11 protein-coding genes are annotated in these 17,026 nt (G+C 46.4%); 3 read left to right on the top strand and 8 right to left on the bottom strand.

From position 1 onward, the window contains the following. The first annotated feature begins 33 nt into the window (after positions 1–33). The 3 genes from DW657_RS03170 (at position 34) to DW657_RS03180 (ending at position 4,950) form a co-directional block, all read left to right on the top strand. Complete coding sequence (locus tag DW657_RS03170; RefSeq protein ID WP_089543567.1) at positions 34–1,245, top strand: aminopeptidase C; 1,212 nt, start codon at positions 34–36, stop codon at positions 1,243–1,245. A 177-nt stretch (positions 1,246–1,422) separates the two neighbouring features. Further along, the gene (gene recJ / locus DW657_RS03175) at positions 1,423–3,141 is read left to right on the top strand and encodes a single-stranded-DNA-specific exonuclease RecJ (RefSeq protein WP_117661922.1); all 1,719 of its coding nucleotides are present in this window, start codon (positions 1,423–1,425) and stop codon (positions 3,139–3,141) included. Positions 3,142–3,147: 6 nt separating this feature from the next. Next, the gene (locus tag DW657_RS03180; protein ID WP_118311377.1) at positions 3,148–4,950 is read left to right on the top strand and encodes an ATP-dependent DNA helicase RecQ; all 1,803 of its coding nucleotides are present in this window, start codon (positions 3,148–3,150) and stop codon (positions 4,948–4,950) included. A 131-nt stretch (positions 4,951–5,081) separates the two neighbouring features. Here DW657_RS03180 and ilvC read toward each other — a convergent pair whose 3' ends face one another. The 8 genes from ilvC to ffh form a co-directional block, all read right to left on the bottom strand. Beyond that, a complete protein-coding gene (gene ilvC / locus DW657_RS03185) occupies positions 5,082–6,125 on the bottom strand; it encodes a ketol-acid reductoisomerase (RefSeq protein ID WP_118311378.1) in 1,044 nt (347 codons plus the stop codon). A gap of 198 nt (positions 6,126–6,323) precedes the next feature. Then, positions 6,324–7,166 (bottom strand): acyl-[acyl-carrier-protein] thioesterase, encoded by an 843-nt coding sequence (locus DW657_RS03190; protein ID WP_118311379.1) that lies wholly within the window; start codon positions 7,164–7,166, stop codon positions 6,324–6,326. A gap of 195 nt (positions 7,167–7,361) precedes the next feature. Further along, positions 7,362–7,907 carry an acetolactate synthase small subunit gene (gene ilvN / locus DW657_RS03195; protein ID WP_089543562.1) on the bottom strand — a complete coding sequence of 182 codons (546 nt, stop codon included), beginning with the start codon at positions 7,905–7,907 and terminating at the stop codon, positions 7,362–7,364. Between the two features lie 59 nt (positions 7,908–7,966). Then, positions 7,967–9,682: a biosynthetic-type acetolactate synthase large subunit gene (ilvB, locus tag DW657_RS03200; protein ID WP_089543561.1), complete on the bottom strand. Its 1,716-nt coding sequence runs from the start codon at positions 9,680–9,682 to the stop codon at positions 7,967–7,969. Between the two features lie 88 nt (positions 9,683–9,770). After that, positions 9,771–11,573: a dihydroxy-acid dehydratase gene (ilvD, locus tag DW657_RS03205; RefSeq protein ID WP_089543560.1), complete on the bottom strand. Its 1,803-nt coding sequence runs from the start codon at positions 11,571–11,573 to the stop codon at positions 9,771–9,773. Positions 11,574–11,825: 252 nt separating this feature from the next. Next, the gene (locus tag DW657_RS03210; protein ID WP_369973461.1) at positions 11,826–14,417 is read right to left on the bottom strand and encodes an alpha-L-arabinofuranosidase C-terminal domain-containing protein; all 2,592 of its coding nucleotides are present in this window, start codon (positions 14,415–14,417) and stop codon (positions 11,826–11,828) included. 265 nt (positions 14,418–14,682) lie between these two features. Then, complete coding sequence (gene folD / locus DW657_RS03215; RefSeq protein ID WP_118311381.1) at positions 14,683–15,561, bottom strand: bifunctional methylenetetrahydrofolate dehydrogenase/methenyltetrahydrofolate cyclohydrolase FolD; 879 nt, start codon at positions 15,559–15,561, stop codon at positions 14,683–14,685. A gap of 65 nt (positions 15,562–15,626) precedes the next feature. Next, the gene (ffh, locus tag DW657_RS03220) at positions 15,627–16,979 is read right to left on the bottom strand and encodes a signal recognition particle protein (RefSeq protein ID WP_089543557.1); all 1,353 of its coding nucleotides are present in this window, start codon (positions 16,977–16,979) and stop codon (positions 15,627–15,629) included. Positions 16,980–17,026 lie beyond the last annotated feature (47 nt).

A 17,026-nucleotide genomic window follows, 5' to 3' on the forward strand; every position in this document is an offset into this window, starting at 1 on the left:
AGAATAACATTATTAATTTAAGAGAAAAATTTCATGAAGAAATCAATGATCGTTGCAGCTATGTTGGCCATGGTTGCCACTGGCGCAAATGCGAAATCAGCAACTGATTCTGCAACTATTGCAAAGAACAAGCCTGTATTCACAGTTGTGAAACAGAATCCTATTACAAGCATCAAGGACCAGAACCGCAGCGGTACGTGCTGGGCTTACTCTACACTCAGCTACTTCGAAAGCGAGATTCTGAAGCATACAGGTAAAACCTACGACCTCAGCGAGATGTTCGTAGCTAACAAGACTTATATGGACCGCGCCACTATGGCTGTAAGAATGCACGGTGACGTAAGCTTCTCTCAGGGCGGTAGCGCATACGATGTACTTTATGCTTTGCAGCACTACGGAATCGTACCGGAGGGCGCAATGCCAGCTCCTGGTACTTTGACAGGCGACTCACTCGCTAACTTCGGTGAGTTCTTCGATGTAATGACTCCATACGTAGAGGCTGTAGCTAAGAGCAACGCTAAGAAGATTTCTTCTGCCTGGAAGAGCGGTCTTCAGGGTATCATCGACTCATATATCGGTAAGACTCCTGAGAAGTTCACATATCAGGGCAAGCAGTACACTCCACAGTCATTCTGCCAGAGCCTCGGCTTGAACCTCGATGATTATGTTACCATCACCAGCTACACTCACCACCCAATGTGGAGCAAGTTTGCTGTTGAGGTACAGGATAACTGGCGTTGGCCTTTGAGCTACAACGTACCAATGGATGACCTTTGCAAAATCATCGACAACGCTATCAACAACGGCTACACAGTAGCTTGGGGTGGCGACGTAACAGAGGACGGCTTCACTCGTAAGGGTCTCGGTATCGCATACGACGTCAAGAAGGTTCGTTCTATGGCAGGTACAGACGCAGACCACTGGTTCAAACTCTCTAAGGACGAGAAGAAGGAGAAGTTCGATTCACTTGGTGTAAACGCACCAGAAGTTGTTCCTACCCAGGCTATGCGCCAGGAAGCTTTCGACAACTGGGAGACTACCGATGACCATGGTATGCACATCTATGGTATCGCTAAGGACCAGAACGGCAAGGAGTACTATATGGTAAAGAACTCATGGGGTGAGTATGGTGACTACAAGGGAACATGGTATATGACCAAGGCTTTCGTAGCTTACAAGACAATGGACTTCATGGTAAACAAGAATGCCATTCCTAAGGATATCCGCAAGAAGCTCGGCATCTAATTTATTCAAAATAAACATAACCAAAGGCAGCAAACAGTAGAGTTTGCTGCCTTTTTGTTTACCTGCAAGTATTATTTTTACTTAAATCTAGGTATTTTTAAATAAAATACTTCATAAACATTTTCGATTGTCACTTTATTTTCGTAACTTTGGGGGCAGAAATAAAAAATAATTAAAATGCATTTTAAATGGAATTACGAAGAACCGACACCAGAGCTGGAGAAATCGGCTAAAGAACTAGCCGACAAACTCAGTATCAGCCCTATCCTAGCCAAGCTTCTCATCCATAGAGGCATTACGACAGAATCTGCAGCCAAGCGGTTTTTCCGTCCCCAGCTGTCTGATCTCATCAATCCATTCCTGATGAAGGATATGGATATCGCTGTTGATCGCCTCAACGATGCTATGGGAAGAAAGGAGCGCATCATGGTCTATGGAGACTATGACGTGGATGGATGCACGGCTGTAGCATTGGTGTACAAGTTTCTGCAACAGTTTTATTCCAACATTGATTACTACATACCAGACCGATACGACGAAGGCTATGGAGTAAGCAAAAAGGGAATAGACTTTGCGCACGAAACAGGTGTAAAACTCATCATTATCCTGGATTGCGGCATCAAAGCTATCCAGGAGATAGAATATGCCAAGAGTCTTGGCATAGACTTCATCATCTGCGACCATCATGTCCCTGACGACGTGATGCCACCAGCTGTGGCCATACTTAACCCCAAACGCCCGGATGATCCATTCCCATTCAAGCATCTCTGCGGTTGTGGCGTAGGATTCAAGTTCATGCAAGCATTTGCCAAGAACAACAACATTCCATTCTCACGCCTCATCCCATTACTCGACTTCTGTGCCGTGAGCATTGCTGCCGACATAGTGCCTGTGGTGGATGAAAACCGAATCCTTGCCTTCCACGGACTCAAACTTCTCAATACCAATCCAAGTATCGGACTCAAGGCGATTATCGACATCTGCGGACTCAACGGAAGAGAGCTGTCTATGAGTGACATTGTCTTCAAGCTAGGACCACGCATCAATGCATCAGGACGTATGGAGAACGGCAAGGAAAGCGTGGATCTGCTGGTAGAGCGAGACTTCGGTCAGGCTCTGAAAATGGCAAAGCACATCAATGAGTACAACGAACAACGCAAGGACATAGACAAGCAGATGACAGAAGAAGCCAATCTAATCGTGTCACGACTGGAGACACAGAAACACAACTCCAGCATCGTACTCTATGATGAAGGTTGGAAAAAGGGAGTCATCGGCATCGTTGCATCCCGACTTACGGAAATCTACTTCCGTCCTACCGTAGTATTGACCCGTGACGGAGACCTTGCAACAGGTTCGGCTCGCAGCGTAACAGGATTCGATGTATATTCTGCCATCAAGAGTTGCCGCGACCTGCTTATCAACTTCGGAGGTCACACCTATGCCTGCGGACTTACGATGAAATGGGAAAACGTGAAGGAGTTTAGAGACAGATTCCACCAGTACGTGGCAGAACATATCGCTCCCGAACAGACGGAAGCGATGCTCAACATAGATGCGATGATAGACTTCAAGGACATAACGAAACAGCTGCACTCAGATTTAAAGAAGTTCTCACCTTTTGGTCCATGCAATAGCAAACCCGTATTCTGCACGCAGAACGTATATGATTACGGCACCAGCAAGGTGGTGGGCAGAGAGCAAGAGCATATCAAACTGGAATTGGTAGATTCTAAATCGAGTACCGTAATGAACGGAATTGCCTTCGGGCAAAGCGCGGCTGCCCGATACATCAAAAGCCGCCGCAGTTTCGACATTGCATACACCATTGAGGACAATATTTTCAAGAAGAATCAAGTCCAACTTCAAATAGAGGCTATCAGGCCAAATGACTAAGAAAAAATGGCAGATCAATTTCAACTTATTCTGCAAAAGTATTGGGGGTATCCTGATTTCCGAGGCATTCAACGCAATATCATCGAAAGCATTGCCTGCGGACGGGATACCCTCGGTCTTATGCCGACAGGTGGCGGCAAATCCATCACATTCCAGGTGCCTGCCTTGGTCAAGGAAGGTGTATGTATCGTCATCACCCCTCTCATCGCCCTGATGAAAGACCAGGTACAGCATCTTAGAGAACGCGGTATACTGGCTGATGCCATCTATGCAGCCAAATCGAGAAACGAAATTCTTCAGACGCTCGACAACTGTATCTTCGGGGGCGTAAAGATTCTCTACGTTTCACCAGAACGACTCGCATCAGAACTCTTTCAGACCAAGCTCAAACACATCCATGTAAGTTTCATCACAGTAGATGAAGCCCATTGTATCAGCCAATGGGGCTACGATTTCCGCCCTTCTTACCTGCAGATAGCCAAAATCAGGGAAATGATTCCCCAGGTACCTATCCTTGCTCTTACAGCGACTGCGACTCCAGAAGTTGTGGATGATATACAGGAAAGACTCCATTTTGCAGAAAAGAATGTGTTTAAGATGAGCTTCGAACGCAAGAACCTCGCTTATGTTGTACGCAACACTTCCAATAAGCAGGGTGAAATGGTGCATATCCTGCAAAGCGTGAAAGGCTCAGCCATAGTCTATGCCCGAAGTAGAAAACGCACCAAGGAAATGGCTGAACTATTGTCTAAGAAAGGTATTTCCGCCACCTTTTACCATGCCGGACTAGCTCCTGATGAGAAGGATGTGCGACAGAAAGCCTGGCAGGCAGACGAAGTAAGGGTGATGTGCGCCACAAACGCCTTTGGAATGGGAATAGACAAACCCGATGTGAGGATGGTGATTCACATAGACTGTCCCGATTCACTTGAGGCTTACTTCCAGGAGGCTGGACGTGCCGGAAGAGATGGGGAGAAATCCTATGCAGTACTGCTTTTTGACAGAAGCGACGAGTCGAAACTCAAGAAACGAATAGATGATACCTTTCCTCCTAAAGAAATGATACAGGACGTTTACGAACATCTTGCCTACTTCTACCAGATAGGTGTAGGTAGCGGATGTGGCAAGACCTTCGAGTTTGACATCGATAAATTCTGCATCACCTACAAGTTTTTCCCTACCAAAGTAGATTCTGCCCTCAGGATTCTTGAACGAAGCGGCTATCTGCACTACGAGGACGATCCAGATGGTAAAGCCCGCGTTATGTTTCTCCTGGGCAGAAACGAACTTTATATACTCGATCAGCTTCCTCCTACACTGGAGGCGGTCATCACAGCATTACTGCGCAGCTACGGCAGTCTGTTTGTGGATCTTACCTTCATAGACGAGCATCTTATTGCCCGCCAGGCGGAATTAAACATCCAGCAGGTATATTTTGCATTAAAGAACCTGGCAGCCCGCCACATCATCAAATTCATCCCCCGCCGCAAGATACCTTTCATCAGCTATACACGCGACCGAGTAGATGGCAACAAGGTACAGATTCCGCAAGAGGTATGGGAAGGCCGAAGAGAGCAATATATGAAGCGTATTCAAAGCATGCTGCAATATGCCAAAAATGATGAGATATGCCGCTCACGCCAGTTGCTCGCCTATTTTGGTGAACATAATGAAACGAAATGCCAGCAGTGTGATGTTTGCCTGGCGAAGGAAACGGAAGAGAAAGAAAAGGAATTCCGCAGAAAGATTGCAGAAGAAGAAATCATCATAGAAGACCTCAAAGTCATAGAAAAACGAAAGGATGATTGAAAAGATAAAAGGATGATTGAAAGCCGAAAGGATGATTGGAAAAGCAACCTCCTTTCGGCTTTATCATATACGTAAAAGGGAGCGACCCATCGCGGACCGCTCCCTTTATAACATTATGTACGAGAAAAAAATTAGTTATTCTCAGGACGAAGCTTACGTACAGTAACACCAGCCTGCCACATCTCCTTGTTGCGCATAGCCTCGAGTTCTGCGTTCAACTTCTCACGGTAATCAGCCTGAGAGTTCTTGTCGATAGAAATCTGAGCCTCATTACCAGTCTTAACAGAGTAATACAACCATTCCATAACAGGCTTGATAGCCTCACGGAAACGAGGAGCCCAATCAAGAGCACCACGCTGAGCTGTTGTAGAACAGTTAGCATACATCCAATCCATACCCTTAGCACCGAAGAGAGGGCCAAGGCTCTGAGTCAACTCCTCAACAGTCTCGTTGAATGCCTCAGATGGAGAGTGACCATTCTCACGGAGTACATCGTACTGAGCCTCCAAGAGACCCTCGATAGCACCCATCAAAGAACCACGCTCACCAGTAAGGTCAGAAGTAGCCTCACGCTGGAATGTAGTCTTGAACAGATAACCTGCACCGATACCGATACCGAATGCAATAGTCTTTTCCTCTGCCTTGCCAGATGCATCCTGGTAAACAGCGTAAGAACAGTTCAAACCACGACCCTCGCAGAACATAGTGCGGAGAGAAGTACCAGAACCCTTAGGTGCAACCATAATAACATCAATATCCTTAGGTGGAACAACGCCTGTGCGATCGCTCCAGTTGATAGCGAAACCATGTGAATAATACAAAGTCTTACCTGGTGTGAGGTGTGGCTTAATCTTTGGCCAGCAAGCAATCTGACCGGCATCAGAAAGCAACATACAGATGATAGTACCCTTCTCAGCAGCTTCCTCGATAGAGAACAAAGTCTTGCCTGGTACCCAGCCATCCTTCAAACATTTCTCGTAGGTCTTACCCTGACGCTGTCCGACGATGACGTTGAAACCATTATCGCGAAGGTTGCAAGCCTGACCAGGACCCTGGATACCGTAACCGATAACTGCGATAGTTTCGTTCTTCAATACTTCACGTGCTTTCTCCAATGAAAATTCATGACTGGTGACAACAGTTTCCATTACGCCACCGAAATTCATTTCTGCCATAATTGTAACTTAATTTTTGTGCGGCTTGCCTATTGTGGAGCCGCGGGTTATACTTGTCCATACGGATGCGAGCTGTATTCTTATCCAAAGAGAGCCTGTTTGATCCGTCCACCACCTACACGAGGAAGCGGCACTGGGTTTATTTTTTATTTCGAGTGCAAAGGTAATGAATTTCTATGAAACCACCAAATTTTTCTTTCATTTTTTTATAAATTTCACCTTACTTCTTACAACTTCTACCTCAATATCGCTATTTTGGCTTATTTTTGTTATTTTTATGCAAAATTCTTCCATTTTTTGAGGTTCGTTAACAGAAGCGTCTTTTTCTGTTTTTCCCCCATCACCCACCTTCTCTACGTAGAAATTCAGCTGATCGCCCTGATGACTCTCTGCTACGTATGCGATTTCGAAGCGCTGTAAAAAATGAGTCTTGTAATAATCCAGGTCAAAAAGATCGAGTACATGCTCGATATATTTCACAGAATTAATATGGCCATTTACATCCACATCATTATAATAGGTATGAATAGTACGTACCAATTCTGCATCCTTACCCATCTTGACACGAGAGCTGGCTGCAATAGGACAAGGTTTCTCTGTTTCTATATATTCCTTGATAAGTCCATCATGGATACTGAAAATATCCACTGGCTGACGGGTCTCAGTATCAATCATCGCCCAGACACTTTTACCATAGCCATATACCTTCTCAGCTTCAGAACCATCCGAAACTGATGCACAGATCTTAAAGTTTCGGCTAGTGAAGTACTTCATCGCACTCTCTACCCAGGTCTCTACATAAAACTTATCATAAGACTTTGGCATTTCCTGCATCTCGATAGCGAGACGACTCAAGACCCAGGTTTTGTGTCGGGGCATCAGATAGTTCATTCCATAACCACGATCGTTACTATGGAAATCGGCAGCATTCAGAAGATGATTTCCCAAATGCCCCATAAACAGACGACTTGCAAAATCGCAATGAAAAGGTTCTGCCAGAAACTCGTAGCAACCTACCTTATCTAATAATTCCTGTTTCATATTCTTCGGTTTTTGATTTATTGTTTTATACCTTATTATATATATATATAACGAAGTCCCCTATATCTTTATTACATACAAGAAACTAAAAATCCCTCTGCTCTTGGTCTTCCAACCAGGTAAGCAAAGGGATTTTCCTCGTTTAAATCTGTTTGTTCCAGAATCAATATATTCTTTCAGAATTCCTGTCCGAGACTATTCTTCTGAATTCTTTTTCAGATAATCAGAGATAGGCTCATCGAAGCTTCTTGTAACGGCAATTCTACCACTTCGACTGTACTGCAAAAGACAATCGAAACTGTTGAGCTGATGGAAAAGATCAGCGATATCCTCAGTAAGACCCGCCAAGAGCACAGTACTGTAGGTAGGATTCACCTCCATCATACGGGCATCGTGCTTGCGGATAGTACGGGAAACCTCAGGATTCTCCAAGAGAATAGGAGTAGAAATCTTGTAGAGTGCTACCTCGTGGATGAAAATCTGATCATCTGCATAATAATCACTCTTCACCACATCAATTTTCTTCTCTATTGCCTTATTGATTTTCTCAATCTGCTCAGCATCACTCCATACCGTGATAGTATATTTGTGGATGTTCTTGATACTGCTAGCCGACACATTCAAGCTCTCGATATTCACCTGTCTTCTTGTAAATACAGCGGTAATCTGATTCAGGATACCTGCAATATTCTCAGAATAGACAAGCAATGTATATAATTTCTTATCGTTGTTATTCTCCATTTTATTTCTATTATTTAAAATGTATAGTTACACCTTATTATATATATAGCCGAAAGCCATTAATAGTGGAGCTCAAGCAGCATTTCGTCCACACTCTTTCCAGGCAGAGTCATAGGAACGATATCCTCATCTTCCTTGATGGCGCATTCCAAAAGGTAAGGTCCCTTGGTGCTGATCATCTTCTCAACCTTCGCCTTCAGATCCTTGCGGTCGATTACCACATCGTAAGGAATGCCATAAGCCTTGGCAATTTCCTCATAACGAGGGTTCAGCATGTGGGTGAAAGAGCGACGTCCCTCAAACATCAAATCCTGCCACTGGCGTACATTGCCCAGATAGTTATTGTTCAAGAGAATCATCTTCACTGGTGCCTGCTGCTCCATGATGGTACCCAATTCCTGGATGTTCATTTGGAAACCGCCATCACCGAAGAAACAGCAGATGGTACGGTCTGGTGCGCCGAATGTTGCACCGATAGCAGCAGGAAGACCAAAGCCCATGGTTCCGAAACCACCACTGGTAACAATACTCAGTTTCTTGGTGAACTTGAAGTAGCGGCTACTGATCATCTGGTTCTGACCAACGTCGTTCACGAGAACAGCCTCATTATTGGTAGCTTCAGTCACCACATTGGTTACCTCACCCATCAGCAGAGGGCCTTCAGTAGGATGAATATCCTTCTCGATAACCTTCTCCTGCTCCTGCTTGCGATATTCCTCGAAGGAATCTCTCCACTCGCGATGAACATTCTTATTCAAGAGACGAGTGATGGCAGGCAACGTCTGCTTGCAATCGCCAATCACAGCCACATCAGTCTTGATGACTTTATCGATTTCCGACTTATCAATATCAAGATGGATAATCTTAGCCTGCTTAGCATATTTGGAAGGAACGCCCGTGATACGGTCACTGAATCGCATACCGATGGCAATGAGCACATCACACTCCTGAGTCTTCATATTGGTAGCATAAGAACCATGCATACCGAGCATACCCATATTAAGCGGATGGTTGCTAGGAAGAGCAGAAAGACCGAGCAGGGTACGACCAGCCGGGATATCAGCCTTCTCCAGGAATTCAACCAGTTCATTATGAGCACCACCCAGTTCTACGCCATGACCGACGAGAGCGAAAGGGCGCTTTGCCTGATTGATGAGTTCAGCAGCTTCAGCCACTGCCTTTTCATCAATCTTCGGATATGGATTATAAGATGTAACCTTCTCACATTTCACCGGTTCCCACTCACAAGTAGCAATCTGGGCGTTCTTGGTAAAGTCGAGTACCACAGGTCCCGGACGACCGCTACGAGCGATGAAGAAGGCACGGCTTACAGCCCATGCCACATCCTCAGGACGACGAATCTGATAAGACCACTTAGAGATAGGCTGGGTAACGCCCACCAGGTCAACTTCCTGGAAGGCATCAGTACCCAAAGCGCCCACACCCACCTGTCCGGCGATGACCACGATAGGTGTAGAATCCATCATGGCATCCGCAATACCGGTGAGCGTATTAGTTGCTCCAGGACCACTAGTAACGAGAGTAACACCCACTTCGCCGCTGACTCGGGCGTAGCCCTGTGCAGCGTGAGCAGCAGCCTGCTCGTGACGAACCAAGATGTGATCAAACATCTTCTTCTCTCCTCTCGTGTAACCATACAGTGCATCAAACACTGGCATGATGCTACCACCTGGGTAACCGAAGATGGTCTTAACCCCTTCGTTATGCAGGGAGCGCATCAATGCTTCAGCTCCTGTTATTACTTCTTTTGCCATTTATCTATATCTTATTCTGAATAATTCAAAAACTTTATTTTCTTTGTTGTCAAAGACAAACCTTCTTGCCTGGGAAACCAGGAAAGGATTAGTCGATGATTCTTACACCACCCTTATCAGCAGAGCTTACGCTCTGTGCGTATGCACGCAAAGCCTTACTAACCTGACGATTACGCTTCAGCGGCTGCTGTGGACGAGCAGCAAGTTCCTCGTCGGAAAGCTTCACATTGATAGAACGGCTAGGAATATCGATAACGATGATATCGCCATCCTTGATTTTGCCGATGTTACCACCAGCAGCAGCCTCTGGGCTAATGTGACCGATACTCAAGCCAGATGTACCTCCTGAGAATCGACCATCTGTGATGAGGGCACACTCCTTACCGAGGTGACGGCTCTTGATGTATGAAGTTGGATACAGCATCTCCTGCATACCAGGACCACCCTTAGGACCCTCGTGTGTGATAACAACACAATCACCAGAGTTCACCTTACCACCGAGAATACCCTCGCAGGCATCTTCCTGAGAATCGAAGCATACTGCTGGACCCTCGAAATGCCAAAGCACAGGATCCACACCTGCAGTCTTCACTACGCAACCATTCTGCGCGATATTACCGAAGAGTACTGCAAGACCACCATCCTTGGTATATGCATGCTCGAGATCACGGATACAGCCATTCTCTCTATCTGTATCAAGACTCTCCCACTGTGCATCCTGACTACCCATCTGAGTAGAGAATTTTCTGCCTGGAGCAGAATGATAGATGCGGTCAGCCTCAGGATCAATCTCGGCACCTGTGATATCGTATTTCTTCATCTGCTCATCGAGAGTCTTGCCATCCACACGCTTCACAGCACCATTAATCAAACCACCCTTATTAAGTTCATTCAGGATACCCAGGATACCACCGGCACGGTTACATTCCTGAACGCTATACTTCTGAGTATTAGGACTCAACTTGCAGAGGCAAGGAACCTTGCGACTGAGCTGATCGATATCTTCCATCTTGAAATCGGCACCTGCTTCCTGAGCCACAGCCAAGAGATGGAGCACTGTATTTGTACTACCACCCATTGCGATATCGAGAGTCATGGCATTGAGGAAGGCATCACGGGTAGCAATGCTACGTGGCAATACGCTCTCATCGCCATCCTCATAATAAGCGTAGGCATTCTTTACAACCTGACGAGCCGCAGCCTTGAAGAGTTCGATGCGGTTCTTGTGAGTAGCGAGAATAGTACCATTGCCAGGAAGACTCAAACCGATAGCCTCTGTGAGAGAATTCATAGAGTTAGCGGTAAACATACCAGAGCAGCTACCACATCCAGGGCAAGCACACTGCTCAATCTGCTTCATTTCCTCATCGCTGACACTGGTATCAGCACCCTTAATCATAGCGGTAATCAAGTCAGCATTCTCGCCTTTCCAGCGACCAGCCTCCATCGGACCACCAGAACAGAACACTGTAGGAATATTCAGACGCATAGACGCCATCAACATACCTGGGGTAACCTTATCACAGTTGGAAATGCAGATCATAGCATCAGCCTTGTGCGCATTCACCATATATTCCACAGAATCAGCAATAATATCGCGACTTGGGAGTGAATAGAGCATTCCGTCGTGCCCCATAGCGATACCGTCGTCAACAGCAATGGTATTGAACTCAGCTGCATAGCAACCCATAGCTTCAATTTCCTTCTTGACAATCTGACCGATTTCGTGAAGATGAGTATGACCCGGAACAAACTGTGTGAAGCTGTTCACGATGGCGATAATAGGTTTGCCAAACTGCTCATGTTTCATACCTGCAGCTACCCAGAGAGCTCTGGCACCTGCCATTCTTCTGCCTTCAGTACAGACGCTACTTCTTAATGGATGTTTCATATCGTTATTATCTCTTTATATTATCTTGTTCTTTATTGCCAGAAGGTCTCTCTCAAGCCTTCTTCTTACAATTTTGACTGCAAAGATAGTGAGAATTTATGAAACAAACAACAAAATCCGCAAAAACTTTCATTTTTTGCGGATTTTTGTTAGAAAATAAGCTAAATTGCTTACAATTTATTAGAACCATTACACAAAAGCAGCCCGATTGTGCAATAATACAAGGGTCCATATATGTCTTATACAAACAGATTAGAGTTCAAATACCTCGGCAGAACGAGCCTTCACCTCAACCTGCTTGTTACCAGCACCAGCTCCTTGTGCTTCCACCTGGAGTTTCAACGTACGAGGCAAGGCATTCACCACCTTGAGCCAGGTTTTACCGGTCTTGGAATCCTTTACCACGCTGGTGCCCACGTACTTCTTAAGAGCCGCAGGAAGGTTCAGGCTAGATACAATATAAGTATCACCGGAATGCTGACCAAACATCTTCTGCATCTTGTAACTCTCGGTGAGTCGGATTTTCTCCGAATTATCGAAGTAGATCATATCCGGGTTCCAGTTATGATAGCCATCCTTGCAGAGCAGAGGAGCATAAGAGGTCATTTCCACGACATCTCCGTTACGCTCCACATTACAGAGATGAATACCCTCTGCCAAAGCGCGGTCTAATTCATTATTGCCATTTGCAGCATACTCGCCCAGATACACCTTCGGAGCCTTACGGTCGTAATGATCGTAGTAATCCTGATGATTGATAAACCATCCTGGCTGCTCATAATAGTGCTCATCTACCGCATCAATCCATTTTTTATTCTCCTTTGCAATCTTCCAGCCCTCGATATAGTCGGAAGATGGATAATGGAATGGACCTACTGTGCCCACTACTTCAATTTCCGGATACTTCTCCTTGAGAGCCTTGCAGATCATCAGATAGCGCTGTTCGAAATCGGTGGAAATCAGATCTTCGTTTCCGATACCTACCATCTTGAGATTGAAAGGAGCAGGATGTCCAGCATCCGCTCTCATCTTTGCCCACTTCGATGTGGCAGGATCACCATTCGCCCACTCAATCAGGTCGAGAACATCCTGCACATACTTTGGCATTTCTGCCATTGGGATTCCACCCTGCTGTCCGCAGATGCCCTGCGCATTAGGCTGGGAGTTCTGACAAGGTACACCAGCAGCCAATACAGGCAGAGGCTCCGCGCCCATGTCCTCACACCACTGGAAATACTCGAAGAATCCCAGCTTACGGGTCTGGTGATAGTTCCAGATATTGAGAGCCGGTTTTCGGTCTTTCAGTTCACCGATACTCTCCTTCCAATGATAGATGTTTCCGAGTCCCTGTCCGTGGAGCATACATCCACCAGGGAAACGCACGAAGCGAGGCTTCAGCTCCGCGATGGTCTCAGCAAGATCCTTTCTCAGACCATGACCTTTGTAGGTATCCTGCGGCATCAGGCTCACCATATCTACGGCTACCTTTTCCTCCCCCTTAGGCAAGAGGGCAAAACGGGTATCCTTGCCCAGTTCACCTTTATATTTGTCTGTGATGACAAGCTGCGCCTTGTATTCAGCCCAATCAGGTCCCTGCACCTTCAGCTTAGCCTGGGCTATCGGAAGTCCTTCCTGATCTACGAGTGCTACAGTAAGCTGCTTTTTCTTGCCGTCGATACAACGGGCATACAGACTCACTTCGTAAGCGGCACCACGCTTGATGACGATTCCCTCCCATCCTATATTATAAATAGGTGTAGATGAGAGAATGGCATAATGCGGATTATTCACGCTTACCCCATTTTCTGTAGAAATGATGGCAGAAGAGGATGACGATACAGAAGAAGATGCTGAAGAAGATGAAGCCTCAATTCCCATCCAGGCAGTTGCAGCATTCCAGCCTTTTCGCTCACCATTGTATTCGAAGTCGCCATTCTGCAGGAGTTCTGCACAGAGTCCGCCATCGGCAGCTCTGCTGATATCCTCGAAGAAGATGCCGATAAGCTTGTCGCTGATGCGATGGCTCTGCTTCGGATTCACCGTGAGCTTAGCCGTGAAAGCATCTGCTGCATCCGCCTCCTTTACCATTTTAGCGTGCTGAAGGACAGCCTCCTCACCTTGCTCATTCTTGATTTTCTCCTCTACATCAGCGATATAAGCCTTCAGATCAGCCTCATTCTTAGGCAGTTTCCGGCTGTTTTCCTTTGCTTCCTCAGCCAGAGCCTTATGCCAGGCACGGATATAGTTCAGATGAATGGCCGGAATTTCAAAGTCGTTACCCTCTATCAGTTTACCATTGATGGTAGCCGTATCTCGCTGCCAGAGGATTTCATCGGCAGAAGCTTCCAGCGAATCCTCCTGGAAGGTACGGAAATCCTTGTCGGCATGAACGTATCTTTTACCTTTCTCCGTCTTCAGATAAAGGTCGAAGGTTCCATCTTCCATCTGATAGGCAGCCACATCACTGATATTCTTTTCCTTCATGATAGGATAATCTTGTGGTCGCCAGGTTACGAGATCTTCAGAATAAGCCACAGCAAACTGTGGTGAGGTCTTATTTACACTCCAAAGAGCCCGCCAGGTACCATCATTTGCCTTGAGAACGAATGGGCGATACATCTTTTTCTCACTGCCCCAAGGTCCGAAGTCAGAGGCACAGAGCTGACCTACATCCACCCATCTTTCATCGTCTGTAAGATAAGCGAGATGCAGTCCCTGGTTGGGAGCTGGCGAATACACGAAAATCTGACAGGTAGAATCCTTACCCACAATGGTATAGGCAGGTGCATCCTTATCTGCAACAGACAAAGTCGCCTTATTAACTTGTTTCTTGGCAGCTGGCATTTGAGTCTGCTTTCTGACAGGAGTCAGCGCCACAGCTTGGGTCATAGCCAACAGGGCAGCCGAGAAGAGTAGATACTTTGGTTTCATCATATTACTTCTTATTTATTTTTTGCTTGTTTTTAGATTCTCAATTGTATTACAATACATATACGATGATACGACTTAAATCGTATAAAGTTAACAAAAAAGGGGTAGAATGCTTCACAGCAACCTGCCCCCAACCTAACAACTAAACCTAATAAACTCCCTAATGGAATAGAGAGATCTAATCATATATTTCTTTTTTTCCTGCGGCAAGCGTATTCTTCATCAGCGAGCAGATGGTCATCGGACCCACTCCGCCCGGTACAGGAGTAATGAAAGAACACTTTTCAGCCACTTCATCGAACTTCACGTCACCATTCAAGCGGAATCCGCTTTTTCTGGTGGTGTCAGGAACACGAGTCGTACCCACGTCGATGACAACAGCTCCCGGTTTCACCATATCGGCTGTTACGAAATCAGGCTTACCGATAGCCGCAATGATAATATCCGCCTCCCGGCACTCCTCCTTCAGATTTTTGGAGTGCGAGTGGCACACGGTAACCGTAGCATCTCCATACTGCTTCTGCATCATCAGCTGGGCCATAGGTTTGCCCACGATGTTGCTTCTGCCCAGGATAACACACTTCTTACCGCTGGTTTCTATCTGATAATGCTGTAGCAGGGTGAGGATTCCAAGCGGAGTAGCCGAGATGAAACTAGGCATACCCAGCGACATTCTACCCACATTCACGGGATGGAAGCCATCCACATCCTTGCGATAGTCTATCGCCATGGTAATCTTCTGCTCGTCGATGTGCTTCGGCAAAGGCAGCTGCACGATGAAACCATCCACGTCAGCATCCTTGTTGAGCTTATCTACACACTGCAGAAGCTCCTCCTCAGTAACATCCTCCTCAAAACGGATCAGCGTAGATTTGAATCCGCACTTTTCGCATGCCAGCACCTTGTTCTTCACATAGGTTTCGCTGCCACCATCGTGGCCCACCAGCACAGCCACCAGATGTGGCTGCTTGCCTCCTGCGGCTACAATCTGAGCCACCTCCTGGGCAATCTGTTCCTTTATGGCGGCTGCTGTCGCCTTTCCGTCTATTAGCTGCATCTTACTTTTTCTATTTTAAGAATTTTACATTGATAAGCTTCGAGCCTTGGCTCTCTGCTTCAGAATTACATACCTGGCATCTTAGGCATACCTGGCATACCCTTCATACGGCCCATCATCTGCGCCATCTTGTTGCCAGTCATCATCTGCATCATCTTGCGTGTCTGTTCAAACTGCTTGATGAGCTTGTTTACCTCCTGGATATTGGTACCAGAACCCTTGGCAATACGCTGGCGGCGAGATGTATTGAGGATAGATGGATTGGTACGCTCCTTAGGAGTCATACTCTGGATGATAGCCTCGATACCCTTGAAGGCATCCTCTGGGATATCAACATCACGGATAGCCTTGCCTACACCCGGAATCATCGCAGCCAGATCCTTGATGTTACCCATCTTCTTGATCTGCTGAATCTGATTGTAGAAGTCATTGAAATCGAACTGGTTCTTGCGAATCTTCTTCTCCAACTTCTTAGCCTCCTCCAGGTCAAACTGTTCCTGTGCGCGCTCTACCAGCGAAACCACGTCACCCATTCCGAGGATACGGTCTGCCATTCGAGCAGGATGGAACACATCGATAGCCTCCATCTTCTCGCCGGTACCGATAAACTTGATAGGCTTGGTAACCACGGTGCGGATACTGAGGGCAGCACCACCACGGGTATCACCATCGAGCTTGGTGAGAACTACACCATTGAAGTCGAGGCGGTCGTTGAACTCCTTGGCTGTATTTACAGCATCCTGACCCGTCATTGAGTCAACTACGAAGAGAGTCTCATCCGGGTTGAGATGATTCTTGAGGTTGCTGATTTCCTGCATCATCTGCTCATCCACAGCCAATCGACCGGCTGTATCGACGATGACCACATCGTTGCCGTTGGTCTTAGCCTGCTGCAAAGCGTGGTCAGCGATGCTGAGTACATCCTTGTTATCAGGCTCACTATATACAGGCACACCCACCTGTTCGCCTACTACATGGAGCTGCTGGATAGCAGCAGGACGATATACGTCGCAAGCCACGAGCAAAGGCTTCTTACCTTTCTTGTTCTTGAGCATATTGGCAAGCTTACCGCTGAAGGTAGTCTTACCAGAACCCTGCAAACCACTCATCAGGATTACAGCAGGGCGACTTTCCAAATGCAATGGAGCTTCCTCGCCTCCCATCAGCTCAGCGAGCTCGTCGTGAACCAACTTCACCATCAGCTGGCCTGGCTTCACGGCTGTCAAAACATTCATGCCGAGTGCTTTTTCCTTCACCTTGTTGGTGAATTCCTTGGCAACTTTATAGTTAACATCGGCATCGAGGAGTGCACGGCGCACATCCTTCATGGTCTCAGCCACGTTGATTTCGGTAATTTTACCCTCACCCTTCAGAATTTTGAAGGAACGTTCTAATCTATCACTTAAATTTTCAAACATGTTCTTAATTGTACTTTTTTATTTCGGGCACAAAGTTACGAACTTTT

The sequence above is a fragment of the Prevotella sp. AM23-5 genome (assembly GCF_003473645.1).
Classification (GTDB): Bacteria; Bacteroidota; Bacteroidia; order Bacteroidales; family Bacteroidaceae; genus Prevotella; species Prevotella copri_A.

Bases quoted from the DNA above. Each gene is read 5' to 3' on its own strand.
- DW657_RS03170 (WP_089543567.1), top strand. From the start codon at position 34: ATGAAGAAATCAATGATCGTTGCAGCTATGTTGGCCATGGTTGCCACT.
- recJ (WP_117661922.1), top strand. From the start codon at position 1,423: ATGCATTTTAAATGGAATTACGAAGAACCGACACCAGAGCTGGAGAAA.
- DW657_RS03180 (WP_118311377.1), top strand. From the start codon at position 3,148: ATGGCAGATCAATTTCAACTTATTCTGCAAAAGTATTGGGGGTATCCT.
- ilvC (WP_118311378.1), bottom strand. From the start codon at position 6,125: ATGGCAGAAATGAATTTCGGTGGCGTAATGGAAACTGTTGTCACCAGT.
- DW657_RS03190 (WP_118311379.1), bottom strand. From the start codon at position 7,166: ATGAAACAGGAATTATTAGATAAGGTAGGTTGCTACGAGTTTCTGGCA.
- ilvN (WP_089543562.1), bottom strand. From the start codon at position 7,907: ATGGAGAATAACAACGATAAGAAATTATATACATTGCTTGTCTATTCT.
- ilvB (WP_089543561.1), bottom strand. From the start codon at position 9,682: ATGGCAAAAGAAGTAATAACAGGAGCTGAAGCATTGATGCGCTCCCTG.
- ilvD (WP_089543560.1), bottom strand. From the start codon at position 11,573: ATGAAACATCCATTAAGAAGTAGCGTCTGTACTGAAGGCAGAAGAATG.
- DW657_RS03210 (WP_369973461.1), bottom strand. From the start codon at position 14,417: ATGCCAGCTGCCAAGAAACAAGTTAATAAGGCGACTTTGTCTGTTGCA.
- folD (WP_118311381.1), bottom strand. From the start codon at position 15,561: ATGCAGCTAATAGACGGAAAGGCGACAGCAGCCGCCATAAAGGAACAG.
- ffh (WP_089543557.1), bottom strand. From the start codon at position 16,979: ATGTTTGAAAATTTAAGTGATAGATTAGAACGTTCCTTCAAAATTCTG.